Annotated in this window: 24 protein-coding genes and 2 tRNA genes; 12 read left to right on the top strand and 14 right to left on the bottom strand. The window is 69.9% G+C overall.

All coding sequences use genetic code 11. The features are described 5' to 3' along the window. Positions 1-7: 7 nt before the first annotated feature. Positions 8-451: an ATP-binding protein gene (locus ACNJ7K_RS13840; protein ID WP_487041813.1), complete on the top strand. Its 444-nt coding sequence runs from the start codon at positions 8-10 to the stop codon at positions 449-451. Here ACNJ7K_RS13840 and ACNJ7K_RS13835 read toward each other — a convergent pair. From ACNJ7K_RS13835 to ACNJ7K_RS13820, 4 genes are all read right to left on the bottom strand, one after another. Then, positions 431-2554, bottom strand: a complete 2124-nt coding sequence (locus ACNJ7K_RS13835; RefSeq protein WP_120279789.1) for a xanthine dehydrogenase family protein molybdopterin-binding subunit — start codon at positions 2552-2554, stop codon at positions 431-433. The two genes, ACNJ7K_RS13840 and ACNJ7K_RS13835, sit on opposite strands and share 21 nt — an antisense overlap. Next, positions 2551-3549, bottom strand: coding sequence for an FAD binding domain-containing protein (locus ACNJ7K_RS13830; RefSeq protein ID WP_487041812.1), 999 nt, complete (start codon positions 3547-3549; stop codon positions 2551-2553). Before ACNJ7K_RS13830 ends, ACNJ7K_RS13835 begins: the two co-directional genes overlap by 4 nt. Continuing rightward, on the bottom strand, positions 3546-4139 hold the full coding sequence (locus ACNJ7K_RS13825; RefSeq protein ID WP_159417932.1) for a 2Fe-2S iron-sulfur cluster-binding protein: 594 nt from the start codon (positions 4137-4139) through the stop codon (positions 3546-3548). Before ACNJ7K_RS13825 ends, ACNJ7K_RS13830 begins: the two co-directional genes overlap by 4 nt. A gap of 187 nt (positions 4140-4326) precedes the next feature. Then, on the bottom strand, positions 4327-4884 hold the full coding sequence (locus ACNJ7K_RS13820) for an NAD(P)H-dependent oxidoreductase (RefSeq protein WP_120279792.1): 558 nt from the start codon (positions 4882-4884) through the stop codon (positions 4327-4329). 89 nt (positions 4885-4973) lie between these two features. On the opposite strand from ACNJ7K_RS13820, the gene ACNJ7K_RS13815 reads away from it, so the two are divergent. From ACNJ7K_RS13815 to ACNJ7K_RS13805, 3 genes are read left to right on the top strand one after another with little or no spacing between them, the layout of a single operon-like run. Further along, positions 4974-5657 (top strand): TetR/AcrR family transcriptional regulator, encoded by a 684-nt coding sequence (locus ACNJ7K_RS13815; protein WP_372473350.1) that lies wholly within the window; start codon positions 4974-4976, stop codon positions 5655-5657. Between the two features lie 4 nt (positions 5658-5661). After that, positions 5662-6453 (top strand): META domain-containing protein, encoded by a 792-nt coding sequence (locus ACNJ7K_RS13810; RefSeq protein WP_159417930.1) that lies wholly within the window; start codon positions 5662-5664, stop codon positions 6451-6453. A gap of 24 nt (positions 6454-6477) precedes the next feature. Next, complete coding sequence (locus ACNJ7K_RS13805) at positions 6478-6897, top strand: META domain-containing protein (protein ID WP_225623582.1); 420 nt, start codon at positions 6478-6480, stop codon at positions 6895-6897. 21 nt (positions 6898-6918) lie between these two features. Here ACNJ7K_RS13805 and ACNJ7K_RS13800 read toward each other — a convergent pair whose 3' ends face one another. After that, positions 6919-7467, bottom strand: a complete 549-nt coding sequence (locus ACNJ7K_RS13800) for a nucleosidase (protein WP_120279795.1) — start codon at positions 7465-7467, stop codon at positions 6919-6921. Beyond that, a complete protein-coding gene (locus ACNJ7K_RS13795; RefSeq protein WP_372473348.1) occupies positions 7464-8264 on the bottom strand; it encodes a fructosamine kinase family protein in 801 nt (266 codons plus the stop codon). Before ACNJ7K_RS13795 ends, ACNJ7K_RS13800 begins: the two co-directional genes overlap by 4 nt. A gap of 64 nt (positions 8265-8328) precedes the next feature. Here ACNJ7K_RS13795 and nadE point away from each other — a divergent pair, with 64 nt between their 5' ends. Next, positions 8329-9165: an ammonia-dependent NAD(+) synthetase gene (nadE, locus tag ACNJ7K_RS13790; RefSeq protein WP_230788826.1), complete on the top strand. Its 837-nt coding sequence runs from the start codon at positions 8329-8331 to the stop codon at positions 9163-9165. Here the strand turns inward: nadE and ACNJ7K_RS13785 are convergent. Next, on the bottom strand, positions 9162-9440 hold the full coding sequence (locus ACNJ7K_RS13785) for a MoaD/ThiS family protein (RefSeq protein ID WP_024101433.1): 279 nt from the start codon (positions 9438-9440) through the stop codon (positions 9162-9164). The two genes, nadE and ACNJ7K_RS13785, sit on opposite strands and share 4 nt — an antisense overlap. After that, positions 9433-10491 carry a GTP 3',8-cyclase MoaA gene (moaA, locus tag ACNJ7K_RS13780; protein ID WP_026061344.1) on the bottom strand — a complete coding sequence of 353 codons (1059 nt, stop codon included), beginning with the start codon at positions 10489-10491 and terminating at the stop codon, positions 9433-9435. Before moaA ends, ACNJ7K_RS13785 begins: the two co-directional genes overlap by 8 nt. Positions 10492-10620: 129 nt before the next feature. Here moaA and ACNJ7K_RS13775 point away from each other — a divergent pair, with 129 nt between their 5' ends. From ACNJ7K_RS13775 to ACNJ7K_RS13760, 4 genes are all read left to right on the top strand, one after another. Then, on the top strand, positions 10621-11826 hold the full coding sequence (locus ACNJ7K_RS13775; protein ID WP_159417927.1) for a molybdopterin molybdotransferase MoeA: 1206 nt from the start codon (positions 10621-10623) through the stop codon (positions 11824-11826). Next, positions 11823-12821, top strand: coding sequence for a bifunctional molybdenum cofactor biosynthesis protein MoaC/MoaB (gene moaCB / locus ACNJ7K_RS13770; protein WP_159417926.1), 999 nt, complete (start codon positions 11823-11825; stop codon positions 12819-12821). The genes ACNJ7K_RS13775 and moaCB overlap by 4 nt, the downstream gene beginning before the upstream one ends. Next, positions 12814-13227 (top strand): molybdenum cofactor biosynthesis protein MoaE, encoded by a 414-nt coding sequence (locus tag ACNJ7K_RS13765; RefSeq protein WP_487041811.1) that lies wholly within the window; start codon positions 12814-12816, stop codon positions 13225-13227. Before moaCB ends, ACNJ7K_RS13765 begins: the two co-directional genes overlap by 8 nt. Positions 13228-13451: 224 nt before the next feature. Continuing rightward, positions 13452-14873, top strand: coding sequence for a DEAD/DEAH box helicase (locus ACNJ7K_RS13760; protein ID WP_159417925.1), 1422 nt, complete (start codon positions 13452-13454; stop codon positions 14871-14873). Between the two features lie 48 nt (positions 14874-14921). Here ACNJ7K_RS13760 and ACNJ7K_RS13755 read toward each other — a convergent pair whose 3' ends face one another. From ACNJ7K_RS13755 to ACNJ7K_RS13745, 3 genes are all read right to left on the bottom strand, one after another. Further along, positions 14922-15944: a CobW family GTP-binding protein gene (locus ACNJ7K_RS13755; RefSeq protein ID WP_159417924.1), complete on the bottom strand. Its 1023-nt coding sequence runs from the start codon at positions 15942-15944 to the stop codon at positions 14922-14924. Positions 15945-16016: 72 nt separating this feature from the next. Beyond that, on the bottom strand, positions 16017-16652 hold the full coding sequence (locus ACNJ7K_RS13750; protein ID WP_064060010.1) for an MBL fold metallo-hydrolase: 636 nt from the start codon (positions 16650-16652) through the stop codon (positions 16017-16019). Next, positions 16649-17734 carry an S-(hydroxymethyl)mycothiol dehydrogenase gene (locus ACNJ7K_RS13745; RefSeq protein ID WP_088897136.1) on the bottom strand — a complete coding sequence of 362 codons (1086 nt, stop codon included), beginning with the start codon at positions 17732-17734 and terminating at the stop codon, positions 16649-16651. Before ACNJ7K_RS13745 ends, ACNJ7K_RS13750 begins: the two co-directional genes overlap by 4 nt. A gap of 332 nt (positions 17735-18066) precedes the next feature. Between ACNJ7K_RS13745 and ACNJ7K_RS13740 the strand changes: the two genes are divergently transcribed. Further along, entirely contained in the window at positions 18067-19851 is a 1785-nt protein-coding gene (locus ACNJ7K_RS13740; RefSeq protein ID WP_159417922.1) for a cutinase family protein, read from the top strand. A 39-nt stretch (positions 19852-19890) separates the two neighbouring features. On the opposite strand, the gene ACNJ7K_RS13735 is transcribed toward ACNJ7K_RS13740, so the two are convergent. Continuing rightward, the gene (locus tag ACNJ7K_RS13735) at positions 19891-21168 is read right to left on the bottom strand and encodes a LuxR C-terminal-related transcriptional regulator (protein WP_159417921.1); all 1278 of its coding nucleotides are present in this window, start codon (positions 21166-21168) and stop codon (positions 19891-19893) included. A gap of 167 nt (positions 21169-21335) precedes the next feature. Between ACNJ7K_RS13735 and ACNJ7K_RS13730 the strand changes: the two genes are divergently transcribed. Further along, positions 21336-22913: an AMP-dependent synthetase/ligase gene (locus ACNJ7K_RS13730; RefSeq protein WP_159417920.1), complete on the top strand. Its 1578-nt coding sequence runs from the start codon at positions 21336-21338 to the stop codon at positions 22911-22913. A gap of 89 nt (positions 22914-23002) precedes the next feature. Then, a complete protein-coding gene (locus tag ACNJ7K_RS13725; RefSeq protein ID WP_487041810.1) occupies positions 23003-24847 on the top strand; it encodes an SIP domain-containing protein in 1845 nt (614 codons plus the stop codon). 100 nt (positions 24848-24947) lie between these two features. Here the strand turns inward: ACNJ7K_RS13725 and ACNJ7K_RS13720 are convergent. After that, a tRNA-Ala gene (locus ACNJ7K_RS13720) sits at positions 24948-25020 on the bottom strand. 73 nt (positions 25021-25093) lie between these two features. Further along, a tRNA-Ala gene (locus ACNJ7K_RS13715) sits at positions 25094-25166 on the bottom strand. Positions 25167-25278 lie beyond the last annotated feature (112 nt).

Genomic DNA, 25278 nt, shown 5'->3' with positions numbered 1-25278 from the left:
ACCGGAAATGCAACCGGACCAGGGCCCCTCGATGCGGTGGGAGCTGTCGGCCACGACGAGTGAAGGCACCCTCGACAGGATCATGAACCTGGTCGCCGAGATGTTCGCCGCCGAGGAGCTCGACGAGTCCGACCGCATGCAGTTCGAGATCGCGGTCGCCGAGATCGGCGCGAACATCATCGAGCATGCCGGCCGGGGAGACGCGGTCTCGGTGACGCTGACCCTGGAACTCCATCCGGAGCGCCTGGAGGCCGTGTTCGTCGACGACGGCGCCCCGGCCCGGGTGGATCTGCGTTCGGTCGAACTTCCGGATGTCCTCGCCGAGCGCGGTCGAGGACTTGCCATCGCCCTCGCCGCGCTCGACGAACTTCGGTACCGGCGGCAGGCCGGCACCAATCGCTGGCTGTTGGTCTGTTACCGGTCCGACGCGTCAGGGCAGGCCGGGCAGTAGGTCGTCGAGGCGGGCCGGCAGGTTCCGGACCCGCACTCCGGTCGCGTGCCACAGGGCGTTGACGACCGCCGCGGCGCTGCCGACGATCCCGATCTCACCGATCCCCCGCGACCCCATGGGTGTCGCGTGCAGGTCCTCGTCGTCGAGCCAATCGGCTTCGATCCCACGGATGTCGGCGTGTGTCGGCACGTGGTATTCGGACAGGTCGTGGTTGACGACGTGCCCGAAACGCGCGTCGCGGATGCTCTCCTCGAACAGGGCCATCGAGATCCCGAACGACATCCCGCCGATGAACTGCGAACGCGCCGTACGTGGGTTGATCACCCGTCCCACGGAGAACAGACCGAACATCCGGGGCACCCGGATCTCGCCGGTGTCGGCGTCGACATACACCTCGGCGAAGTGCACACCGAAGGACTGCGCGGTGTAGTGCTCGAGTTCGCGGTTCTCGGCTGCCGACGCGGACAGTTCGGCACCCACCGGTGGGTCGTCGCCGAAGCGTTTGCCGAATTGCTCTGCGGCCGTGACGATCGCGGTACCCCAGGACGAGGTGCCCGACGATCCGCCGGCCACCGTGCCGTTGGGCAGTGCACTGTCGCCGATCTCGAGGTCCACGTCCTCCGGTCGGCATCCGAGTGCGTCGGCTGCGATGAGGGTCAGGGTCGTCCACGCACCCGTACCGAGGTCGGTGGCTCCGATGCGGACGGAGTAGCGCCCCTCCCCGAGGTGCCGGATCTGGGCTTCCGAACCGGGATTGACCATGTGGGGATAGGTCGCGACCGCCATGCCGGTACCGATCAGGGTGTTGCCCTGCCGCCGGGTGCCGGGTTCGCGGTCGGACGGATCCCATCCGAATCGCTGTGCTCCTTCGCGGAGGCATTCGACGAGCCGGCGCGACGACCACGGCTTTCCCGTCTCCGGATCGGACTCGGGTTCGTTGCGGATGCGCAGTTCGATCGGGTCGATCCCGAGTTCGGCGGCGAGCTCGTCCATCGCGACCTCGCCGGCGAACATGCCCGGCGCCTCGCCGGGAGCGCGCATCCAGAACGGCGCCGGCACGTCGAGGGTGATCGCGCGATGCGACGTACGGGCGTTGGCGACGTCGTAGAGATTGCGCAGCGGCACCCCCGCCTGTTCGACGAATTCGGTGACCCGGGACGACTGGGCGAACGCCTCGTGCACGAGACCGGTGAGCCTGCCGTCGCGGTCGGCCGCGAGCCGGATGTGCGAGGCGGTCGGAGCGCGGTAACCGACGTAACCGAACATATCGGGTCGGGAGACCGCGAACTTGACCGCCTTCCCCGGCAGGGCCCGCGCCGCGAGTCCGCCGAGGACGTCGTGCGCGTGAGGACCGCCCTTGGAACCGAATCCCCCACCGATGTACGGACAGACCACCCGCATCCGGGCCGCGTCGAGACCGAAGACCGGCGCGAGGGTCTCGACGACACCGTGCGGATGCTGCGTCGAGGTGTACAGCGTCAGGGTGTGTGCGTCGGTCTCACCGTTCGACGGCACGACGTCGTTCCGCCAGATCGCGACGACGGTGTGCGGTTCGAGCGGGTTGTTGTGTTCCTCGGGGGTGGAGTACCACTGATCGACGACCGTCTCGGCGCGGGCGAACGCCGCGTCGACGTCCCCTCGCTCGGTGTCGGGTTCGTAGCCGCCGTTGACGGTCTCGGGTGTGTACGCGTCGGGATGGTCGGCGCGGAAGAGCGCGTCGTGCGGTTCCTCGCTGTATTCGACCTTCAGGAGCGAGCATGCCTCCCGGGCGATCTCGAAGCTCTCCGCGACGACCGCGCCGATGATCTGGCCCCGGTACAGCACGTCGGGTGTCTGCAGGACGGAGTACTCGCCCTCGGCCTCCTCGGTGAGACGTGGGGCGTTCCAGGGAGTGAGGACCTTCAGCACCCCCGGCACCGCTTCGGCGGCGGCGGTGTCGATCCGGTCGACGCGTCCACGGGCGATGGTGGAGGTGAGCGGTACGAGGTAGGCGGGGTCGTCGACCGGGTGCTCGTAGGCGTACGGCGCCGTCCCGGCGACCTTCGCCGGTCCGTCGATTCGCGCGGTGGAGCGCCCACCTGCTCGGATCGGCTCGGGGCTCATGCGGATTCACCTCGTTCCCGTTCGTCGAGTTCGCGCAGGGTCGCCACCACGGTTCGCCGCAGCAGCGGGATCTTGTAGACGTTGCCGTCGAGGGGGCTCGCGTCGGCGAGCTCGGCCTCGGCCGCGGTGGCGAAGACCTCGTCGGAGGGTTGGTGCCCGAGAAGTGCTTCCTCCGCGCGGTGTGCCCGCCAGGGCCGGTGGGCGACCCCACCGAATGCGATGCGGCACCCGGTGATCGTCCCGTCCGCAACGGTCATCTCGGCCGCTACGGAGACCAGCGCGAAGGCGTAGGACGCCCGGTCGCGCACCTTGCGATAGGTGGACAGCGAACTCTGCGCTGCGGGGATCCGTACGCCGACGATGAGATCGTCGCGTTCGAGCACGGTGTCGCGCTCGGGTGTGTCGCCCGGGAGTCGGTAGAAGTCCTCCACCGCGATGGCGCGCTCACCGTCCGGGCCGAGGACGAGGACTTCGGCGTCGAGTGCGAGCAGGGCGACCGCCATATCGGAAGGATGGGTGGCCACGCAGCGCTCCGAGGCGCCGAGGATCGCGTGGTAGCGGGTGTATCCGCCGATGGCGGAGCAGCCGCTGCCGGGTTCGCGCTTGTTGCAGGGGGTGCTCACGTCCCGGAAGTACGAGCACCGCGTGCGCTGGAGCAGGTTGCCGCCGGTGGTCGCGGTGTTCCGGAGCTGGGGTGAGGCACCGGCGAGCAGTGCGCGCGACAGCACCGGATAGTTGCGCCGCACGAAGGGATGCGCCGCGAGGTCGCTGTTGCGGACATTGGCGCCCACCCGGATTCCCCCGTCGGCCGCCTCCTCCACGGTGTCGAGCGGAAGATGCGAGACGTCGACGAGAAGATCGGGGGTCGCGACGCCGAGTTTGAGGTGGTCGACGAGATTCGTGCCGCCCGCGAGAAAGACCGCACCCGGTGTCTCGTGCACGACGGCGACGGCAGCGGCGGGATCTGCCGGTCGCTCGTAACGGAGAGAACTCATCGCGTCTCCTCCGTATCGAGTCGGCTGTCGCCGGCACCGATTCGGCTGTCGCCGGCGGCGACGGTGCGGATCGCCGAGACGATGTTGGGATAGGCCGCGCAGCGGCACAGATTGCCGCTCATGCGTTCCCGGATCTCGTCGTCGTCGAGTTCGGGTGCCTGTTCGAGATCGGCCGTGACGTGACTCGGTGCCCCGTCGGCGAATTCGTCGAGCATGCCGACGGCCGAACAGATCTGGCCGGGGGTGCAGTAGCCGCACTGGAAGGCGTCGTCCTCGATGAACTGCGCCTGGAGCGGATGCATCTCCCCATCGCCGAGTCCGGCGGCGGTGACGATCTCGGCGCCGTCGTGCGAGGCGGCGAGGGCCAGACACGAGAGGGTGCGCCGGCCGTCGATCAGTACGGTGCACGCTCCGCACTGACCGAGATCGCATCCCTTCTTCGGGGAGGTGATCCCGAGGCGGTCGCGCAGTGCGTCGAGCACGGTGGTGCGGACGTCGATCGGGACGCGACGCTCCACCCCGTCGACGTGGAGAACTATGTCGAGATCGGGTCGGTGGCCGGTATCGGTCCTCGTGTCCCCGCTTGTCATGGGCAAACCTCCGAACAGTGGGCTGTGTTCGGGGCATTCCCGCTGCAGGCGTCGTCGAACCGTCGAGATGCGACGAGCGGAGCGTCCGCGGCTCGGCCGGACCCTGCGGATACGCGCGGTGCCGGAGACCNGCGGGTCTCCGGCACCGGGGGTGTCGGACGGTCCGCCGGGCCGACGGACGTCTCGATCAGGCGTTGGCGAGCACCTTGGTGGCGTCGGCCAGGGCGGTGACGACCGCTGCGATCTGCTGCGCGGTCTCGGCGTGCTCCTTGGCGTGCACGCCACCGAACTTGCCGAAGGTCTCGCCGATCGACAGCGAGCCGCCCTCGACGATCGTGCCGCCGGCGATCCCGATGGCCTTGACCGCGTCCTCGAGCGCCCACTTCGCGGCGTTCTGGCTGGGCGACTGACTGACGATGGCGACAGGCTTGCCGCTCAGTGCGCCGGCACCGTAGGGGCGCGACAGCCAGTCGACGGCGTTCTTGAGCACCGCGGAGACGGTGCCGTTGTACTCGGGAGTGACGACCAGCACGGCATCGACCTCGGCAGCGGCGTCACGCAGGGCCACGGCCGCGGCGGGGACAGCCTCGCCGTCGAGGTCCTCGTTGTAGAAGGGAACGTCGGCGAGGCCCTCGTAGAGGGTCACCTCGACGTTCTCGGCAGCGACCGCAGCGGCAGTCTCGGCGAGCTGGCGGGAGACGGAGCCGTCACGCAGGCTGCCGACGAGGGCGAGAACTCGGGTCATGGGAACATCCTCGGGTCGAAGTGGTTGACTACGCAATGTTAAACGGACCGCGGTCCGCTTTATTCCCCGCCCCGCTAGAGTGTGACCTTGTGAACACTCGCCCCCTCCCGCACGCGGACGGTCGGGCGCTGCCTGCGGCGAACAACCGGGCCCTCCCTCTGGCGGACGAACGACTCTCCGAACGGGGCGACGCAGCGCGCAATCGTTCCCGTCTGCTCGACGCCGCCGCGCTGCTCGTCGCCGAACGCGGCGTCGACGCCGTGACGATGGACGCCGTCGCGGCGCGGGCCGGGGTCGGCAAGGGCACCGTCTTCCGCAGATTCGGCTCCCGGGCCGGACTCGTCCGGGCGCTCCTCGACCACAGCGAGCGCGAGTTCCAGCAGGGTTTCCTGTTCGGCCCGCCGCCGCTCGGCCCGGACGCCGATCCCCTGGACCGGCTCATCGCCTTCGGTCGTGCGCGCATCGAACTCGTCGAGGTGCAGGGCGAACTGCTCCGCGCGGCCGAATCCGCCACCGACTCCCGCTACACCGCTCCCGCCCACCTGGTCTCGCTCGCCCACATCGACGCGTTGTTGCGTGCCGCCGGTGTCACCGGCGACACCCGATTGCTGGCGACCTCGCTGGTCGCGTCGCTCGAGGCCACCCTCGTGCTCCACCAGTGGCGCGAGCTGGGACATCCGCTCCGCCGACTCGCCGACAACTGGGCCGAACTGGCACACCGTGTCGTGACCGGCCGAGGTATCCACGAAAACGGGTCGAGCGCCGTACCGTAACGGCATGATTCGCACATTCCGGGTGCTCACGGTCGTCTCCCTGGCGGCGATCGCTGCCGCGTGCACCACCGAGTCGGATTCAACCGACGGCAACTCCGCCGAGGACCTCACCGGCCGCACCTTCGTCTCGACGAGCGTGACCGGCACGCAGATCCCGGGCGACGGACCGATGGTCGTCGAGTTCCCGGAGGACGGACGCATCTCCGCGACCGCCGGCTGCAACCGCTTCGTCGGCGGCGTGGACCTGGCCGACGGGCGAGTGAAGGCATCGGACCTGGCGAGCACGATGATGGCCTGCCTGCCGGAACGCGAGGGAGCAGACGCGTGGCTCACCACGCTGTTCGACGCCGAGCCGCGCTGGTCGCTCGACGGGAACACCTTCACGCTCACCGGCGACGACATCACGGTCTCGCTCGAGGACGAGAAGGTCGCCGACCCCGCTCTGCCGATCACCGGTACCGAGTGGGTGGTGACCTCGCTGCGCACCGCCGACGCCGTCGTCAGGTCGGTCGCCCTGGAGAACGCCGCGCCGACACTCACCCTGGCCGACGACGGCACCCTCACCGGGAACACGGGGTGCAACGAGATCGGCGGCAGCGCCGAGGTCGGCGACGATGTCATCCTGTTCGAACCGCTCACCATGACCCGCGCAGGCTGCGCCGATCCCGAGGTCGCCGACATCGAGACGCACATCCTGAACGTGCTCGCAGGTGAGACCACCTACACCGTCCAGGGCTCGTCGATGACCCTCACCGCAGCGAACGGCACCGACGGACTGGAGTTCACGGCCCGCTGATCCCTCCTCGGTACCGTGAGACCCATGCCGGGAGCAGTCCGCGTGGTCGTCGTCCTCGCACTGGGTGCGCTGCTGTCCGGGTGCGGAATGTTCGGGTCGTCGCCGTCCGACCCGATCGGTCGCCGTTACGTCTCGACCGAGGTCGAGGGGCGGCCGATCCCCGGCGGCGGTCCGCTCCAGTTGTCGTTCCCCGCTCGGGAGCGGGTCGCGGCGTCCGCCGGATGCAACCGGTTCACCGGCACCGCCGACCTGTCCGGGAGCAGGATCCGCGCCGGGACGCTCGCGTCCACGAGAATGGCGTGTCCTCCCCCGCGCGACGGCGCCGACGACTGGGTGCGGACGCTGTTCGCGGGCACACCCCGGTGGACTCTCGACGGGGAGGTGCTCACCCTGACCACCAGCGCGGTGACCGTCACCCTCACCGAACGTACGGACGGGGGCTGAGATCGTTCGAGGGCGAATCGTTCAGTAACGCTCGACGAGCCAGCGGGCGAGTTCCTGCGCGCTGCGGTCGACCTGCTGCGGCCAGTCGAGCGCCGAATCGTCGGCCCGGTCGCTCACGTGCTTGACGAGCCGGCACCGCGCACCCATGCGGCGGGCGGCATAGGCGACCGCGAAACCCTCCATGTCGACGAGATCGGCGCGCGCGGACAGCGCGTCGCGGATCTCGGCGTCCGAGACGAACGAATCACCGGTGGCGAGCACGCTGCCGTCACCGTCGTCGATCTGCACGACGTCCTGCACGGGGTGACCGAGGCTCTTCAGGATCTCGCTGCTGATGTCGTGGTTGATCGCGGCGGACGGCAGGAACAGTCCCGAGTGGTGGGTGTGCAATGCGCCGGCGGTGCCGATGTTCACGACGAGCGGCCGCGCGTCGGCCGGATACCCCGCGAGCGCCGCGGTGACGGCGACCGCCGCGTCGACCTTCCCGATCCCGGTGATCACCGTCTCGTAGCGTTCCGGGACGTGCGCCGCCTCGGCGCGGGTTGCGGATACGACGAGGATCCCGTTCACGTACTGCCTCCGAGTTCGAGGGTCGCGAGTGCCGCCCGGTGCAGCTCCCGCCCGTACCCGGCACCGTATCCCGCGGCGTGCACCGCCAGTGGATGCAGCTGGTGCACGGGCACCCGCTGCTCCCATCCGGCACGCAGCGGATGTGCCGACTCGTAGCCGTCGACGACCCGGCCCAGGTGCGGGCAACCGAAGAGCGCGAGCATCGCCAGATCCGTCTCGCGGTGGCCGCCGTGCGCGGCCGGATCGATCAGGACGACGCCGCGCGGCGACCACAGCACGTTGCCGTTCCACAGGTCTCCGTGCAGGCGCGCGGGCGGATCCTCGTCGTCGAAGGCTCCGGCGGCGACGAGATCGCAGGCGGCCTCGATGTCGTGGCGCTGACGGTCGGTGACGCTGCCCGCCTCGACCGCGATGCGCAGGAAGGGCAGCACCCGCTCTGCGACGTAGAACGTTCCCCAGGTGTCGTGCACGGTGCGGCTCATGGGGCGGCGGCCGATGAACAGCTGCCCGTCGTAATCGTCGGGTGCCGCACCGAAACCGGCGGCGCCCACGTCGTGCATCCGGGCGAGTGCGGCACCGAACTCCCGTGCGGCCTCGACGGACGGGGATGCCTCGGCGATCCGCTCGAGTTCGATGTGGTGCTCACTCACCGACCGCACCGCCGCCACCGGCATACCGGCCTCGGCGAGCCAGGCCAGACCGGCCGCCTCGGCCCGGAAGAAATCCGGTTGCGCGTGCGGGTCGTGTTTGCGGAAGACGTCTCCGGTGCTCACCCCGAAGAGTCTGCCCGACCGCACTCTTCGCCCCGCCCTCTTCGCCGTTGTATCGCAGCAGTAACACGGGAACGCTAGGGTCGTGAAGATGACGAACCTTCGCGATCGGATCATCGAAGAACTCGGGGTGAAACCCTCCATCGACCCACGCGCCGAGATCGACGCGCGGGTGCAGTTTCTCGCCGACTACCTGGGCAGTACTCCCGCGAAGGGATTCGTGCTCGGCATCAGCGGCGGGCAGGACAGCACACTCGCCGGCAAGCTCGCCCAGCTCGCCGCGGAGAAGCTCCGCGCCGAGGGCCACACGGCGGAGTTCGTCGCGGTCCGCCTGCCCTACGGCAAGCAGGCCGACGAGCACGACGCCCTCGTCGCACTGGAATTCATCGGAGCCGACCGCACTCTCGGTGTGGATGTGAAGCCCGGCGCCGACGCGACCGCCTCGGAAGCAGCTCGCGCGCTGTACGGCACCGAGACCCGTCTGCGCGACTTCGTGCGCGGCAACATCAAGGCCCGCGAACGCATGATGATCCAGTACGCGATCGCCGGAGAACTCGGCTACCTCGTGGTCGGCACCGACCACGCCGCCGAAGCGGTGACCGGCTTCTACACCAAGTACGGCGACGGCGGCGTCGACATCACCCCCCTGGCCGGTCTCACGAAGCGGCAGGGTGCGGCGCTGCTGCGCGAACTCGACGCGCCCGAGAGCACCTGGATCAAGATCCCCACCGCTGATCTCGAGGACGACCGTCCCGCGCTGCCCGACGAGGAAGCGCTCGGCATGACCTACAGCGAGATCGACGACTATCTCGAGGGCAAGGACGTCACCGACGACCTCGCCAAGCGCCTCGAGACCAAGTTCCTCGACACGCGGCACAAGCGCGTGATGCCCGTGGCGCCCTTCGACACCTGGTGGCGCGAGGGTTAGCCACCCGCGAAGGGCGGCAGGACGTCCACTCGGGACCCGGCCGGTCGGCCGAGGTCCCGGGTGAGTTCGCCCGTACCACCATCGCCGGGTTCGAGCAGGAAGGCCGCCACCGACAGGACCCGCTCCATGCCGGCGCCGTAACGATCGACGAGCACGGCACGCAGCGCGCCGAGATCGGCACCCTCCGGCAGGTCGATCGTGTCCTTCTCGCGTCCGGCCGCATCCGCTGCGGCCGCGAAGTACCGCACCTCGATCCCGGTCGTCACCTCAGCCACCGATAGCTCCCATGCTCCGCTGCGGCGGCGCGAAGTCCGCCGCGTCCATGCCGTGTCCGGCCCACTTGTTCCACATCGCCCCGCGCCACAGCGCGGCGAGTTCGTCGTCGGTGGCGCCGCCTCGAAGAGCGGCGCGCAGGTCGGTCTCCCGGTCGCTGAACAGGCAGGACCGGACCGTTCCCTCGGCCGTCAACCGCGTGCGGTCGCAGTCGCTGCAGAACGACCGCGTCACCGACGCGATGATGCCGACGGTCGCCGGTCCGCCGTCGACGAGCCAGCGTTCGGCCGGCGCGGACGGGTCCTCGCGTTCGGTCTCCGTGAGCGTGAACCGCTGCCCGAGCACGTCGAGCAACTGCTGGGCCGGCACCATCTGCGAGCGCGCCCAGTTCTGATCGGCGTCGAGAGGCATCTGCTCGATGAACCGCAGTTCCACGCCCTCGTCGAGGCACCACGCGAGCAGGTCGGCCGCGCCCTCGAGGGTCTCCGGCATCAGGACGGCGTTGACCTTGACCCGTCCCAGTCCGGCGGCCACCGCGGCGCGGATGCCGTCGAGCACCGAATCGAGCCGGTCGCGGCGCGTGAGCCGCGCGAAGTGCTCGCGGTCGATGGTGTCGAGGGAGATGTTCACGCGGGTCAGTCCGGCGTCCGCCAACGCCCGCGCACGGTGCCGGAGACCGACCGCATTGGTGGTCAGCGCGATCGGCAGCCCCGGGGTCTGCTGCGCACATCCGGCGACGATCTCCTCGAGATCGCGGCGCATGAGCGGTTCCCCACCGGTGAAGCGCACCTCGTGGACACCGAGCCGACCGGTCGCGATGCCCACCAGACGCACGATCTCGGCGCTCGTGAGCAGCTGGTCGCGCGGAATCTCGGGAAGTCCCTCGGCCGGCATGCAGTAGGTGCAGCGCAACGAGCACTTCTCGGTGAGGGACACACGTAGGTCGCGGGCAATGCGCCCGAAGCGATCGAGCAGCTCGGGCACGTCGGGCCGATCGGACACGTCGTCTGCGCGATCGCGCACGACCGGGATGCCCATGTCCACCGCTGTCATACGACCATCGCTTTCATACAGCCCAGTATGCCCACAACCGCCGACCGTGACATCGCATCCGGACAGACGGGGCACACGCGGCGCGTCGTCGGCGGCGGGACACGGCCCCCGTGTGCCTAGGATGGCGGCATGACGAGCGGCAGGCGGTCCGTGGAGGAACACGAACAGCACGTGGCGGCGTTGCTCGACCCGTTGCGGAAGAAGAGCCCGTTGCGTGTGCCGCTCGCGCACGCGCTGCACCGCACCCTCGCGGAGGACATCGAGTCGCCGCTGGACCTGCCACCCTTCCGCAACTCCCAGATGGACGGCTACGCGGTCCGCGCCGGCGATCTCGCGTCGACCCCCACCGACCTGCCCGTCCAGGGCGTGCTGGCTGCGGGCGACACCGTCGCGGCACTCGAACCGGGACACGCGCTGAAGATCATGACGGGCGCGCCCGTCCCGGACGGCGCCGACGCCGTCGTCCCGGTCGAGGACACTCGTGCGACCACTCCCGACTCGGACGGCGTCGGCACGGTGACCGTGGAGCGCAGCGTCACGCCCGGCACCTATGTGCGTGAGGCGGGAACCGATGTCCGCAAGGGCGATCTGCTGCTTCCCGCGGGCACGGTCCTCGCTGCCCGTCACATCGCCGCGCTCGCCGCCGTCGGCCTGACCTCGATCCCCGTCCGCGCACGACCGCGGGTCGCGATCATCTCGACCGGCAGCGAACTCGTCACGGCCGGGAGCGAACTCGGGCCGGGCCAGATCTTCAACTCGAACGGGCCGGCGCTGGCCGCGAGTGCATCGGCCAACGGCGCCGACGTCGTGACCATCGACCACTGCCACGACGATCCGGAGGAGTTCGTGACGATGCTCGAACACGCCGTGGGCGTCGCCGACGTCGTGTTCACCTCGGGCGGAGTGTCGAAAGGCGACTTCGAGGTCGTGAAGGACACGCTCGCGCCGCGGGGCGGGCAGTTCGTCTCGGTGGCGATGCAGCCGGGCGGCCCTCAGGGCACCGCCGTGGTCGACGGTGTGCCGATCCTGACCTTCCCCGGCAATCCCGTCAGCGCGCTCGTCTCGTTCGAGGTGTTCGCGCGACCTGCACTGCGGGCCGCCGCCGGCTATCCGCCCGTCGTGTGCGAGAGCCTGCCGCTCACCGAGGATCTCACGTCGATCCCGGGACGCCGGCAGTTCCTGCGCGGGCGACTCGACGAGAACGGGGTGACCCCCTTCCGCGGGCACGGGTCGCATCTCGTCGCCGGACTCGCCGCCGCCGACGTGCTCCTCGACATCCCCGCCGACACCACCTCCCTCGAAGCCGGAGACCTCGTGAAAGTACGGATCCTGTGACCGACCTCAGCCACCTGGACGACCAGGGACGCGCCCGCATGGTGGACGTCTCCTCGAAGACCGACACCACACGGATCGCCGTGGCGGCAGGCGAACTCGTCACCACTCCCGAGGTGGTCGCACTCGTCCGCGCCGACGACATGCCCAAGGCCGACGTCCTGGCCACGGCCCGCATCGCCGGCATCGCGGCGGCGAAACGCACCTGGGAGCTCATCCCCCTGTGCCACCAGCTGGCGCTGTCGTCGGTGAAGGTGATGTTCGACTTCACCGACACCTCGATCACGATCGAGGCCACCGCGAAGACCAAGGGCCCGACCGGAGTCGAGATGGAGGCGCTCACCGCGGTCGCCGTCGCCGGCCTGACGCTGCACGACATGGTCAAGGCCGTGGATCCGGCCGCCGTTCTCGACGGTGTGCGGTTGATCTCGAAGGAGGGCGGCAAGCGCGGCCACTGGACCCGCGACGACGCACCGGGCCGGGACGAGACCACCGGCACCGATGAACAGCCCGTGGAGGAGACCGGCCGTTCCGCCGCGGTAGTCGTCGCGTCGACCGGTGTCGCCGCTGGCACCCGCGAGGACCGCACCGGACCGCTCATCCGGTCGTGGCTCGAGGACAAGGGATTCACGGTCCGCGGCCCCCTCGTTCACGCGGACGCCGACATCGCCGCAGGTCTCGCCGACGCGGTCCGTCCCGGCCCTGCCCTGGTCGTCACGACCGGCGGAACCGGGGCGTCGCCGACCGACGCGACCCCCGAAGCGACTCTCGCCCTGCTCGATCGTGAACTGCCCGGCATCGCGGAATCGATCCGGCAGCGCGGACTCGAGGTCACCCCGCACGCCGTGCTCTCGCGCGGCGTCGCCGGTCTCGTCGGCCACACGGTCGTCGTGAACCTGCCCGGCTCGCCCGGCGGGGTGAAGGACGGTCTCGCCGCCCTCGACCCGATCCTCGACCATCTGTTGGCACAAGTCGCAGGAGGCGGCGCTCATGAGTGAACTACTGGCCCGGATCTCCTCGGAACCGCTCGATCCCGCAGTGGTGGACGCCGCGGTGGCAGGCGCCGAACACGGTGCGGTGGTGCTCTTCACCGGTGTCGTCCGCAATCACGACGGTGGACAGTCGGTGACCGCGCTGCAGTACCAGGCCCACCCGGATGCCGAAGCGTTCCTGCGGCGGTGCTGCGAGGACGTCGCGATGAAGTCCGGGCTCCCGGTCGCGGCGGTGCACCGAGTGGGCGATCTCACCATCGGCGATCTCGCGCTGGTCGCGGCGGTCGCCGCCCCGCACCGCGCCGAAGCCTTCGCCACCTGCGCCGAACTGGTGGAACGTATCAAGGCCGAGGTGCCGATCTGGAAGCGTCAGCACTTCACCGAGGGCGCCTCGGAATGGGTGGGTCTGTAGTCACATCAGGGGACCGACGCACCCCGTGCGGTAGGGTGACATGGTTCGGGCGTCACGACGACGCCCACCGTCGTGGGATACCGGCGGCCCGGGATCGTGCCCGGCCCGCACGCACAGATGCAGTACGCACAGATGCACCGGCCTTCCTTGCGGCGATCGCACAGCACCACGGGCACACGGCCCGTCGAGTGCACACACGCCGCATCGAAAGGCAGCGCTGTTCCATGACCACATCTTTCTCCGATCTCGGGGTGCCCCGCCCGCTCGTCGCCACGCTGAACGACGCCGGGATCACCAGCCCCTTCCCCATCCAGGTGGACACCCTCCCCGACACCCTCGCCGGTCGCGACGTGCTCGGACGCGGACGTACGGGTAGCGGTAAGACCCTGGCCTTCTCGATCCCGCTCGCTGCTCGCCTCGCCGGGCGGAGCACCCGGGCGGCCGGCCGTCCGCGCGGCCTGATCCTGGCTCCCACCCGCGAGTTGGCGACCCAGATCGCCGCGGCCATCGAACCGCTCGCGCATTCGTCCGGCCTGAAGGTCACCACGATCTTCGGTGGCGTGTCGCAGAAGCGCCAGGTCGAGGCCCTCCGTCGCGGCGTCGACATCGTCATCGCCTGCCCGGGCCGCCTCGAGGACCTCATGCGCCAGAAGTTCGTCGTGCTCGACGACATCGAGGTCACCGTGCTCGACGAGGCCGATCACATGGCCGACCTCGGCTTCCTGCCCGGCGTCACCCGCATCCTCACGGCGACGCCGAAAGACGGCCAGCGCCTGCTGTTCTCGGCCACCCTGGACAACGGCGTCGACAAGCTCGTCAAGCGGTTCCTGAAGAACCCGGTCATGCACTCGGTCGACGAGGCCACCTCCCCCGTCGCCGCGATGACCCACCACGTCTTCGACGTCGCGGGCATGGATGCGAAGAAGGACCTCGTCCGCGCCCTCGCCTCGGGAACCGGTCGCCGAATCCTGTTCATGCGCACCAAGCATCAGGCCCGCAAGCTCGCCAAGCAGCTCACCGACTCCGGCATCCCGGCGGTGGACCTGCACGGCAATCTCTCCCAGAACGCCCGCGACCGCAATCTCGCCGCGTTCTCGTCGGGTGAGGCCCGGGTGCTCGTGGCGACGGACGTCGCCGCACGCGGTGTCCACGTCGACGACGTCGAACTCGTCGTGCACGTCGATCCCCCGGCCGAGCACAAGGCGTACCTGCACCGCTCCGGTCGCACGGCCCGCGCCGGCAGCACCGGCGACGTCGTCACCGTCGTCCTGCCCGACCAGCGCCGGGATCTCGCGGCCATCATGCGCAAGGCCGCCATCGACGTCACCCCCGTCAAGGTGACGGCGGATTCCGAGCACGTGCTGAAGCTCGTCGGCGAGATCGCGCCGTACGTCGCGCCGGCCCCGAAGCAGGCTGCCGCGCCGTCGCGTCCGCAGCGCAACGGTGGTAGCCGCCGTTCGTCGGCTCCCCGCCAGGGCTCCGGTTCGGGTCAGCGTTCCTCGTCGAGCGGACAGCGTTCCGCCGGTGGTCAGCGATCCTCCGGTGGGCAGCGCGCGGCCGGCGGCCAGCGTTCGGCCGGTCAGGGCGCTGCAGCTGCCACCGGTGGCCGTCGTCGCCCCCAGCGCCGTACCTCCGCCGCTCGCTGAGCCGAAGGGCCGGCCTCCCGCGTCAGCCGGGTGAATCGGCCTTCCGCCTCAGCGGGGCGTGAATCGGTGTATCGCGTACATCGCGTCCGCGGACACCGGTTCGGTCGGCACACAGCGGCGTAGGCGCTCGCGTACGTCGTCGGAGTCCAGATCGGCACCGATGACGACGAGTTGCGTCCCGTCGGGCACGTCGTCGCCGCGACCCGCCGGTTCGAACCGGATGTGGTCGCCGACGGTGTGCAACAGATAGGTGCCGGTGTCCAATCCGGCAGCAACTCGCACGTATCCCTTGATACGGAACACCCCCGCGGGCTGGTTCTCGAGAAAATCCACCAGCACGCGGGGGTGCAGTGCATCTGCGGACTCGAAGGTGATCGCGTCGTAGCCGTCGTGCAGATGGGTGTGCTCGTGGTCGTTCTGCTCGTAGAGCAACTGGTCGAGGGTGAGCTGCTCCCCCGGCTGCGGCCCCGGCCGCTCCGGGATGTCGAACAGCAACGCCGGGTCGATGCGACCGTGGTCGGTCGAGACGACGGCGGCGCGGGAGTTGAGCCGGCACAGGCGGGTCAGCAGATCGTCGTGGGCGTCGCCGTCGATCCGGTCGGTCTTGTTGAGCAGCACCAGATCGGCGAGCGCCACGTGCTGTTCGAGTTCGGGATGCTGCTCCGCGGTCGCGTCGAACTCCACCGCGTCGACGACCAGGACGAGGCCACCGTAGGAGACGTATTCGTTCTCCGAGCCGGCGACGAGCCGGATCATGTTGCGGGGCTCGGCGAGTCCGCTCGCCTCGACGACGATCACGTCGAGATCGGACGAGCGGTGGGCGAGCTTGTCGAGCATCGCATCCATGTCGCTGACATCGACTGCGCAGCACAGACATCCGTTGCTCAGCGAGACCATCGAGTCGACCTGCCCCGCCACCATCATCGAATCGATGTTGACGGAACCGAAGTCGTTGACGATCACGCCGATCCGCGCACCCCGGGTGTTGCGCAGCAGATGGTTGAGCAGCGTCGTCTTCCCCGCGCCGAGAAATCCGGCCACCACGATCACCGGGATCTGCTTCTTCGCCATGATGGTGAGACTAGTCGTGCGCTCGTGCGCGGTTCCGGCGGCGATCGCCACCGGAACCGCGCACCGGCGGCGTCAGCTACCGCGCTTGATCCACTCCTCGAGATGCGGCGACTCGGTGCCGATCGTGGTCCCGTCGCCGTGCCCGGTGTGCACCTTCGTCTCCGCGGGCAGGACGAACAGCTTCTCGCGGATCGACCCGATGATGGTCGGGAAATCCGAGAACGAGCGGCCCGTCGCGCCCGGCCCGCCGGAGAACAGGGTGTCGCCGGTGAACAGCTCACCCGCCTCCGGCAGGTACAGGCAGGTCGAGCCCGGCGAGTGACCCGGGGTGGCGATCGCCTGGATGTCGGTGCCGGCCACACGGATCCGCTCCCCGTCCTCGAGCGTGCCGTGCGCGACGCCCGGGTGGGTCATCTCCCACAGCACGTCGTCGGCCGGGTTGAGCAGGATCGGCGCGTCGAGCTTCTCGGACAGTTCCGGCGCCACGGTGATGTGGTCGTTGTGCGCGTGCGTGCACACGATCGCCACGACCTTCCGCCCACCGACGGCGTCGATGATCGGCTGCGCGGTGTGCGCGGCGTCGATCACGACCACCTCGGAGTCGTCGCCGACGAGCCAGATGTTGTTGTCGACCTCCCATTCACCGCCGTCGAGCGCGAAGGTGCCCGACGTGACGACCCGGTCGACGCGGATCGGCGAGGTGCTCACAAGACCACCACCGAACGGAGGACCTCACCGCGGTGCATCGTCTCGAACGCCTTCTCGACGTCGTCGATGCCGATGCGCTCGGTGACGAACTTCTCGAGCGGCAGGCGTCCCTGCTGGTACAGGTCGACGTAGGTCGGGAAGTCGCGCTCGGGCAGGCAGTCGCCGTACCACGAGCTCTTGAGCGAGCCGCCGTGCGAGAAGAAGTCGATGAGCGGCATCTCGAGGGTCATGTCCGGGGTGGGCACGCCGACGAGGACGACGGTGCCGGCGAGGTCGCGCGCGTAGAAGGCCTGCTTGTAGGTCTCCGGGCGGCCCACGGCCTCGATGACGACGTCGGCGCCGAAACCGTTGGTCAATTCCTTGATGGCCTCGACCGCGTCGGTCGAGGTCGAGTTGACGGTGTGGGTGGCGCCGAGGTCGGTAGCCCACTCGAGCTTCTTGTCGTCGCGGTCGACGGCGATGATCGTGCCGGCGCCCGCCAGGCGCGCACCCATGATCGCGGCGTCGCCGACACCGCCGCAGCCGATGACGGCGACGGACTGGCCGCGGGTGACCCCGCCGGTGTTCACGGCGGCACCGAGACCGGCCATGACACCGCAGCCGAGCAGGCCGACGACGGCCGGATCGGCGCTCGGGTCGACCTTGGTGCACTGGCCGGCGTGGACGAGGGTCTTGTCGGCGAACGCGCCGATGCCCAGCGCCGGGGAGAGCTCGGTGCCGTCCTCGAGCGTCATCTTCTGCGTGGCGTTGAAGGTGTCGAAGCAGTACTGCGGCTGGCCGCGCTTGCAGGCGCGACACTGGCCGCACACCGCGCGCCAGTTCAGGACGACGAAGTCGCCGACGGCAACCGAGTCGACGCCCTCACCGACGGACTCGACGACACCGGCGGCCTCGTGGCCGAGCAGGAACGGGAACTCGTCGTTGATGCCGCCCTCGCGGTAGTGCAGATCGGTGTGGCACACGCCGCACGCGGCGATCGCGACGACGACCTCACCGGGTCCGGGATCGGGGATCACGATGGGCACGACCTCGACGGGCGCTCCCTTCGAGCGAGCGACGACTCCGCGGACTGTTTGCGACATGGTGTCTCCGTTTCGTGATGCGACCGGCAGTGTCCGGTGTTTCCGACTTCCGGTGATTCCGACCCTAGCCACTCCCGCGGCGCTCTGCTCCTGATCGTTCGGCGGGCCCGACCCGGCCGAACGGCCAGGCGCTGAGCGGCGAACTCGAATTGTCCGATTAACGCATTTCCCTTGGATTTTGCGACTCGACGCTCGGGCGGCATTTCTCCGTCGCCACCTCGGGAAACTCGTGTCGATGTAACGCCGCGAGCGACCTTCACGAAATCCGTTACGACCCGCCGCACTTCGGCGGGCCGGCAATTCCTCGGTCAGAAACGGATTGGTAGAGGCCCATGGCACTTCGAAAGTCGCTGTCGCGTCGGCGGATTCTCGCCGGCGTCTTCGCCCCCACCGCGCTCGGAGTCGTGGCAGCGGCCGCGATCGTGCTTCCGCAACAGGACACCCCCACCGTTGCCGACCCGTATCTCGCCGGCCTGGCGAAGACCACCGAATGTCACGACATGGTCAGCCTGGGCATCGGTGGTCGCGGCGACATCCCTCGCGACGAGTCGAAGATGCTCGTCGACGAGAACGGCAACCGCCTTCCTGCCGCCCAGCAGGGCGCCTACAGCAGCCACTGGGTCGAGCCGGTCATCAGCGCACCGCTCGAGAACCACGAGGCCGGCGAGGGCTACGCCGCCATCTACATCGAGTACCCGGCCGACCTCGCCAGCTACGAGAACGCCGTGAACAAGGGCGCCGAGAACACCATCGAGGTCATGAAGGCCATCCGGCGGTCCTGCCCGGACACCCAGTTCGCCATCGTCGGCTTCAGCGAGGGCGCCGACGTCGCGCGCCGTGCCGCGATGGAGATCGGTGCGCAGGAGCAGGGCGAGGACGGTTCCTGGGACATCATCGATCCCGGTGCCGTCAGCGGCGTGGTCATCCTCTCCGACGCAGGCCGCGAGGCCGGAGAAGGCTTCTTCCCCGGCGCGGAGAACGGCGCGAACCCCGACGGCTTCGATCGCCCCTACCAGCCGGGCGGCGACCCCGTCCCGGGCCGCGGCGTCCTCCCCGACACGAACGGCGGTTTCGGTCATCTCGCCGGCAAGGTCGCGTCGTTCTGCTCCGAGGGCGACTTCACGTGCTCGGCACCCCAGAACATCGCGCTGATCGAACTGCTCGCGAACGTGGGCCGTCAGGTCAACGGCGACGCCCTGGAACGCGAGGGTCTCACCCCCGCGACCGGCGCCGACCTGGCCCAGGTCGTCGGCCGGGTCGCGCTGCTCGCCCTCGCCGACATCTCGGCGAATCCGGACTGGATGCGGTCCGACGAGACCTTCCTCGAGGTGCTGATCAAGGTCTCCGACCCGAGCTACGATCCCGCCGCCGCCCGCCCCACCACGCCTGTGGCTGCCGACGCCGACTCCGGCGCCACCGGTGGTGAGGACGGTGCCGAGGCGCCCATCCCCGCAGAGCGTCTGTCGAACCTCGCGTACCTGCCGGAGAAGATCGTCAAGGAGGTCGTCGGGTTCATCCGGAGCAACGAGAACACCCTCGCGGTGGTGCTCGCCGACCCGTACGACCAGACCTTCGGCTACAACGAAGAGACCCGAGACCACTACGGTCACCACTTCGACTACTGGGACGACGACATCGACGGCAAGGGCACGTCCACCGTCGAGTACGCCGCCGCTTGGCTCGAGCACCTGGCCCGCGAGGCCAAGGAGGGCAAGAAGGTCGATCCGAAGAAGGTCGACCAGGCCGCGGTGCTCATGATCGCCGAGGAGACGGCGAAGGCCGAGACCGCCGAGGCGTCCACCACGCCGGGGACCTCGCCGTCCTCGACCGTGACCGACGATGCGACGGTCGCCGACAGCAGCGTGCCCGCCCCCGTCGACGGCGCCCCGGCTCCCGCAGGCGACCCCGCTGCACCGGTGGCCCCGCCGGCACCCGAAGCGGGCGTGGCAGCCACGCCCACCCCGGTGACCACCACGGCTCCGGTCCCCACCCCGTCGGAGACCACGACTCCGGCCACGGGCGAGACCACCACGGGCGCCGGGTCGACCACCTCCTCCGGAACGCCCACGACGACCGTCGCCCCGACGACGACCACGTCGCCGGCACCGGCCGCCTGACCGTCCTCGACGGGCCACCCGACGACCGAGAACTCGGCGTCAGCCCGCGGCGCGGACCCCGGCCTCTGCACCGAGAGCCGCGGCCTCACCGCGAGTGCTGACGCCGAGTTTTCGTAGTACGCCGGCCACGTGGAACTTCACCGTCGACTCGCTCACGCCGAGGCGTTCGGCAATGACGCGGTTGCGCCGTCCGGCCACGAGATGTTCGAGGACCTCGATCTCCCGGGGCGCGAGCGCGGCGAGCGCATCGAGCGCGGGGCCGTCCGTCGCGGCGATCGGCAGGTCGAGCGGGAAGCTCACCGCGATCCGTGTCCCCCAACCGGGCGTCGACTCGGATTCGATTCCACCACCGAGGGTTTCGACGCGGTCGCGGAGCTGGCGTTCGAGTTCGACGACGTCGATCTCGCCGTGGCCGTCGTCGCGCACGTCCACCAGCAGGGTCGAGTCGTCGCAGGTCCACGCGACGCGCACCCGCGTCGCGTCGGCCTGACCGGACATCGCCAGCACCGCGCCCCGGGCGATCGCGCGGGCCGCGTGTGCGACCTCGCCGGGCAGTCCCCGTCCACCCACCGGCGGAGCGACCATCTGCAGGTCGAGCGGACGGTGCCGCACCAGATCGCGCAGCTCGCCGTGGAGTCGGGCGAACGCGGTGGTCAGCGCCTCCTCCGCGAGTTCGCGGTGCAGGTCCACCGCCGATCGCAGGCCGATCAGGGCCTCGGTCGCCGTCTCCCGCGCCGTGGTCCGGGCACGGGTGTCGTCGAGATCCTTCGACCGCAGGGTCGCGAGGATCGTCTCGAGGGTCACGGCATGGGATTCGGTGAGCTCGGCGACGGTGCGGGCCCGTTCCGCGGAGGCGGCCCGCGATTCCGCGAGATAGGCCGGGCTGGCGGTGTGCACCTGCAACCGGATGCCGGTGGCGACCACGCCGAATGCCGCCCGCACGAGATCGAGGGCCGCGGAGGTGGCCCGGCCCCCGCGCGGCACGAGCACCAGAAGCGTGTCGGTGCCGTCGAGGATCGCGCACACCTCACGATCGCGACCGGCGAGACGGAAGCTGCCGCGGCGGATCTCCCCCGCGGCGAGTTCGTTCCGCACCCGATCCAGCTCGGCGATGGTCACCCGGTCGACGATCGACGGGTCGCCGGCCACCTTCCGCGGCCGGCCGGTGCATTCCCTCGTGAAGATCACCAGGGCGCTGTGCGGAGCGAGGTCGTCGACATAGGTGGAGAATCGCTGCGCGATCTCCGCGAGCGGACCGGTGAGGACGTCGCGCAGCTCGGCGATCAGGACCTCAGGGCGACGGGCAGCGGGACTCACGTGCCCACGATATCGGCGTCCACCTGCGCCCTCCCGGAGGAGCCCCGGCCCCAGCCGACGCGTGCATCGCGTACTGCGCCACTTCGGCCCCTCGGACCCCGACCGGCGGTAACATTCCGACCACTGGGGCGACTTCGATTCCTCGTCCGTGGGAGGTGCTGCGAACAGTGGCGGACCCCCGCTCGACGACGGGCACCGCGACCGCGATCGACGGTCGCGACGGGTTCCCCGCGACCGTGCCCGGTCTGCTGCTCGACCGGGTGTCCCGCTCCCCCGACTCCGTCGCCTACCTGCGTCCGGACGGTGAACGGTGGCGACCTTCGACGTGGACGGACGTACGACGGGAGGTCTTCGACCTCGCGGCGGGACTGATCGGCCGGGGTGTGGAAGCCGGATCGCGGGTCGCGATCTGCGCGACGACCTGTTATCGGACCGTCGTCGCCGACCTCGCGATCGCGTGCGCGGGCGGTGCCACCGTCCCGATCTACCCGGCGACCCGCGACGACGAGGTGCGGTCGCAGATCCGGCGTGCGCACGCCGTCCTCACCGTCGCCGACCGGCCCGTCGCCGTCACCGACATCCTGGGCATCGACGGACTCGACGAGCTCGCCGCCGAAGGTCGTCGTCTGCTGCGCACCGACCCCGACGTCGTCGAGCGACGGATCGCTGCGCTGTCCCCGGACGACGAGGCCGCGCTGATCTACACGGCGTGCGAGGACGGCCGCACCAAGGGCGCGTGCCTGACCCACCGAGGCACGACCTACGGTGCCCGTGCCATCGCGCAGACCGGCATGATCTCCTCGTCCGACCGTCAGTTGCTGTGGTTGCCGCTCGCGCACGTCTTCGGGCGGTCGTTGCTGCTCATGGCCATGCACACAGGTGTGAGCACCGCCGTCGACGGTCGCGCCGACCGGGTCACCGCGAATCTGCGGACGGTCCGGCCGACCTTCCTGGGATCGGTCCCGCACGTGCTCGAGAAGGTCGCCCGGCTGGAACGGGACGAGCTCGGAGGTCGGCTCCGCTTCGTCATCTCCGGATCGGCGCGGCTGTCCGAGGCGGTCGCCCGGCGGTTCGAGCAACTCGGTGTACCGGTGCTCGAGTGTTACGGAATCACGGAGACGTCGGGACCGTCGTGCGCGAACCTGCTCGGCGCGCACCGCCCCGGCACGGTCGGCCGGCCGCTGCGCGGCACGGAGGTCCGGATCGCCGATACCGGCGAACTCCTCATCCGGAGTCCCGGAGTGATGACCGGGTACCACGACGATCCCGCGGAGAGCGCCGCCGCGCTCGACGCCGACGGCTGGTTCCACACGGGCGATCTCGCCGAGATCGACGCCGACGGATTCGTCGTCGTGACCGGTCACCGCAAGGACACCTTCAAGACCAGCACCGGAAAGTACGTCGGCCCCACCGCGCTCGCCGACCGCTGGCGGCGGGTGTGTCCGGGCAGCGAACTCGTCGTGGCCGGGGAGCTGCGCCCGTACTGCGTCGGCCTCGTGTTCACCACCGCGCCGGAGTCGGTCGTCGCGGCCGCGCTGGAGCAGCTCGACGCCCGCTCGGATCCGTGGGAACGCATCCGTCGTTTCGTCACGGTGAGCGCGCCGCCGGAGGCCGACGATCTCGACCCGACCGGGCGTCCGATCCGGGATCGCGTGCTCGCCCGGTACGCCCGTCTCGTCGACGAGATGTACGCGAACGGTCGTCGCGCGGGCCAGGACGGGTCGCGGCAGTCGAATGCCGTCTGAAGTAAGGTTCGCCTAAACGCAGGTCACCGCGCGGCCGGAAAGACCGGTCGTTCCGCCGTCCACGATCCCCTGCCGAGGAGAACGCACCCATGGCCCGTAGTCTTCGCCCCATCGAGGTCTTCCCGATCACCACCCGGTACCTGAAGGTGCTCCGCGTGACGGACGTGAGCCCCGGGATGCGGCGGGTGACCCTCGGGGGCGAACAGTTGCAGGCGCACGTCGCGTCGAACGGATTCCCGGTGGAGGCGTTCCGGTCCGACGGTGTGGACGACGAGTTCAAGTTGATGTTCAAGCATCCCGAACTCGACGAGGCCCTCGGCCCCACCCAGGCCGACGGCGTGGTGAACTGGCCGCGCGATCCGAAGCTGCTCATGCGCACCTACACCGTCCGGCGCTGGGATCCGGTCGCCGGCGAGATCGACGTGGACTTCGTGCGCCACGGCGTGGGTCCCGCGTCGAGCTGGTCGTACCGTGCGGAGCCCGGTGAGACGATCCAGATCGCCGGACCGAAGTCGTCGGCCGGACACCCGCAGGGCGTGGACTGGACGCTCGTGGCGGGCGACGAGACGGCGCTGCCTGCCATCGGGCGCTGGCTCGAGAACTGGCCCGCGGGTGCACGCGGCCGGATCTTCGTCGAGATCGCCGACGACTCGCATCGGCAGGATCTTCCCGTTCCCGACGGGGTGGAGCTGACCTGGCTGAGCCGCGACGGCGCCGAGCCGGGCACGACGACCCTGTTGTTCGATGCCCTCTGGGCCGCCGAGTGGTGGGAGGGCACGGTCTTCGCGTGGGTGGCCGGTGAGGCCCTCACGCTCACCCCGATCCGGCGGTGGCTGCGCAACGAGAAGGGCCTGCCCAAGGAACAGGTGGAGGTCACCGGCTACTGGCGTCGTCAGGAGGTCGCGGTGTCGGAGGCCGACGCGTCCCTCCCCGATTTCGAGGCGACCGAGGACGAACGCGACCGCTTCGACGAACTGGCCGAGATCGCACCGGGTTTCGCGCTGCGGGTCGCAGCGACCATCGGACTGGCGACGGCCTTCGACGCGTCGCCGCGCACCCTCGACGAGCTCGTGGCCAAGACCGGGACCGACCGCACCGGCCTGGGCAAACTGCTCCGTTATCTCGTCGCCGTGGGGGTGGCCGAGGATCTCGGCGAGGGCCGGTTCCGGCTCACCGGGGTCGGCCGTGAACTCGAGGACGACCACCACATCGAGGAACTGCGACTCGACGGTGTGCACGCGCAGCGGGAACTGGCAGGCATGCTCGCGCTCCTCGCCGCCGTCCGCACGGGTCGCGGGGACGACGCGCAGCGGTTCGGGAAGAGCTTCGCGCAGCGCGTCGCGGACGACACCGCTCTGCTGACGGACCGGTACGAGCAGGAGGCCGAGATGGCCGTCTACTTCGCCGGTGCCCTCGCGGCGAAGGTGCCCTCCGAGGTCTCGACGATCGTGGTCTCCGGTGAGGCGGCCGGTTCCTATGCCCACGCCCTCGTCACGGCGAATCAGTCGGCACGGGCGACCGTGGTGGCCGCGCCGTCGGAGATCGAGGTCCTGCGTCGCGTCCACGGCGAGCACGAGCGCGTCGGCTATACGCCGGGCAGCATGCTCGAAGCCCGGCCCGAGCCGGTCGACGCGGTGCTGCTGAGCGGGCGGTTGAACGAACTGCCCGAGGCCGACGCCGTGCACGTGCTGCAGCAGGCGGCGGCCGGACTGAAGCCGGGCGGCCGGATCCTCGTCTTCGGCAATGTGCTCGACGACGTCGCCCGTGAGCACGACTACGAGGACGATCTCATCGACTTCGCACTCACCGGTGGCGGTGGTCGTACGCACGAGGACCACGTGGCACTGTTCGAGGCGGCCGGCCTCGCGGAACCCGAGCGCACGACGGTGGGCTGGGGCATGACGCTGTACACGTCCACCGGCTCGGCGGGCTGAGATCGTGAGAATGCAGCGGCCTCGCGACGCACGGGGCCGCTGCAGAACGACGAGAAGAGCTGCTGCGAGGAGTTTCCCGCGAGGAATGTCTTCCGAAGGGTGGAGCTAAGGGGACTCGAACCCCTGACCCCCACACTGCCAGTGTGGTGCGCTACCAGCTGCGCCATAGCCCCTTGCACGGCCCTGACGGGGACCGCCACCGAAGACTACAGGCGAGAGCGTGAACTCCCGCCTGTAGCGATCTTGTGGAGCTAAGGGGACTCGAACCCCTGACCCCCACACTGCCAGTGTGGTGCGCTACCAGCTGCGCCATAGCCCCGTATTCGGTTGTACCGTCGCGCTCCGGTGACCCCTTCGCGCTGAAAGAAAACTACACCATCGCGCTCGACGCCAACAAATCGGCTGGTAGACGGCGTGACTGTGGCGGGGGC

The organism is Rhodococcus shunpengi (genome assembly GCF_048381395.1).
In the GTDB taxonomy this organism is placed as follows: domain Bacteria; phylum Actinomycetota; class Actinomycetes; order Mycobacteriales; family Mycobacteriaceae; genus Rhodococcus.
This window is presented reverse-complemented; position numbering and strand designations above follow the sequence as displayed.

Coding starts and splice junctions, on each gene's coding strand:
- ACNJ7K_RS13820 (WP_120279792.1), bottom strand. CDS start 4,884: ATGACCCGAGTTCTCGCCCTCGTCGGCAGCCTGCGTGACGGCTCCGTC.
- ACNJ7K_RS13835 (WP_120279789.1), bottom strand. CDS start 2,554: ATGAGCCCCGAGCCGATCCGAGCAGGTGGGCGCTCCACCGCGCGAATC.
- ACNJ7K_RS13775 (WP_159417927.1), top strand. CDS start 10,621: ATGACGAGCGGCAGGCGGTCCGTGGAGGAACACGAACAGCACGTGGCG.
- ACNJ7K_RS13755 (WP_159417924.1), bottom strand. CDS start 15,944: ATGGCGAAGAAGCAGATCCCGGTGATCGTGGTGGCCGGATTTCTCGGC.
- ACNJ7K_RS13810 (WP_159417930.1), top strand. CDS start 5,662: ATGATTCGCACATTCCGGGTGCTCACGGTCGTCTCCCTGGCGGCGATC.
- ACNJ7K_RS13830 (WP_487041812.1), bottom strand. CDS start 3,549: ATGAGTTCTCTCCGTTACGAGCGACCGGCAGATCCCGCCGCTGCCGTC.
- nadE (WP_230788826.1), top strand. CDS start 8,329: ATGACGAACCTTCGCGATCGGATCATCGAAGAACTCGGGGTGAAACCC.
- ACNJ7K_RS13760 (WP_159417925.1), top strand. CDS start 13,452: ATGACCACATCTTTCTCCGATCTCGGGGTGCCCCGCCCGCTCGTCGCC.
- ACNJ7K_RS13745 (WP_088897136.1), bottom strand. CDS start 17,734: ATGTCGCAAACAGTCCGCGGAGTCGTCGCTCGCTCGAAGGGAGCGCCC.
- ACNJ7K_RS13840 (WP_487041813.1), top strand. CDS start 8: ATGCAACCGGACCAGGGCCCCTCGATGCGGTGGGAGCTGTCGGCCACG.
- moaA (WP_026061344.1), bottom strand. CDS start 10,491: ATGACAGCGGTGGACATGGGCATCCCGGTCGTGCGCGATCGCGCAGAC.
- ACNJ7K_RS13725 (WP_487041810.1), top strand. CDS start 23,003: ATGGCCCGTAGTCTTCGCCCCATCGAGGTCTTCCCGATCACCACCCGG.
- ACNJ7K_RS13740 (WP_159417922.1), top strand. CDS start 18,067: ATGGCACTTCGAAAGTCGCTGTCGCGTCGGCGGATTCTCGCCGGCGTC.
- ACNJ7K_RS13765 (WP_487041811.1), top strand. CDS start 12,814: ATGAGTGAACTACTGGCCCGGATCTCCTCGGAACCGCTCGATCCCGCA.
- ACNJ7K_RS13805 (WP_225623582.1), top strand. CDS start 6,478: ATGCCGGGAGCAGTCCGCGTGGTCGTCGTCCTCGCACTGGGTGCGCTG.
- ACNJ7K_RS13825 (WP_159417932.1), bottom strand. CDS start 4,139: ATGACAAGCGGGGACACGAGGACCGATACCGGCCACCGACCCGATCTC.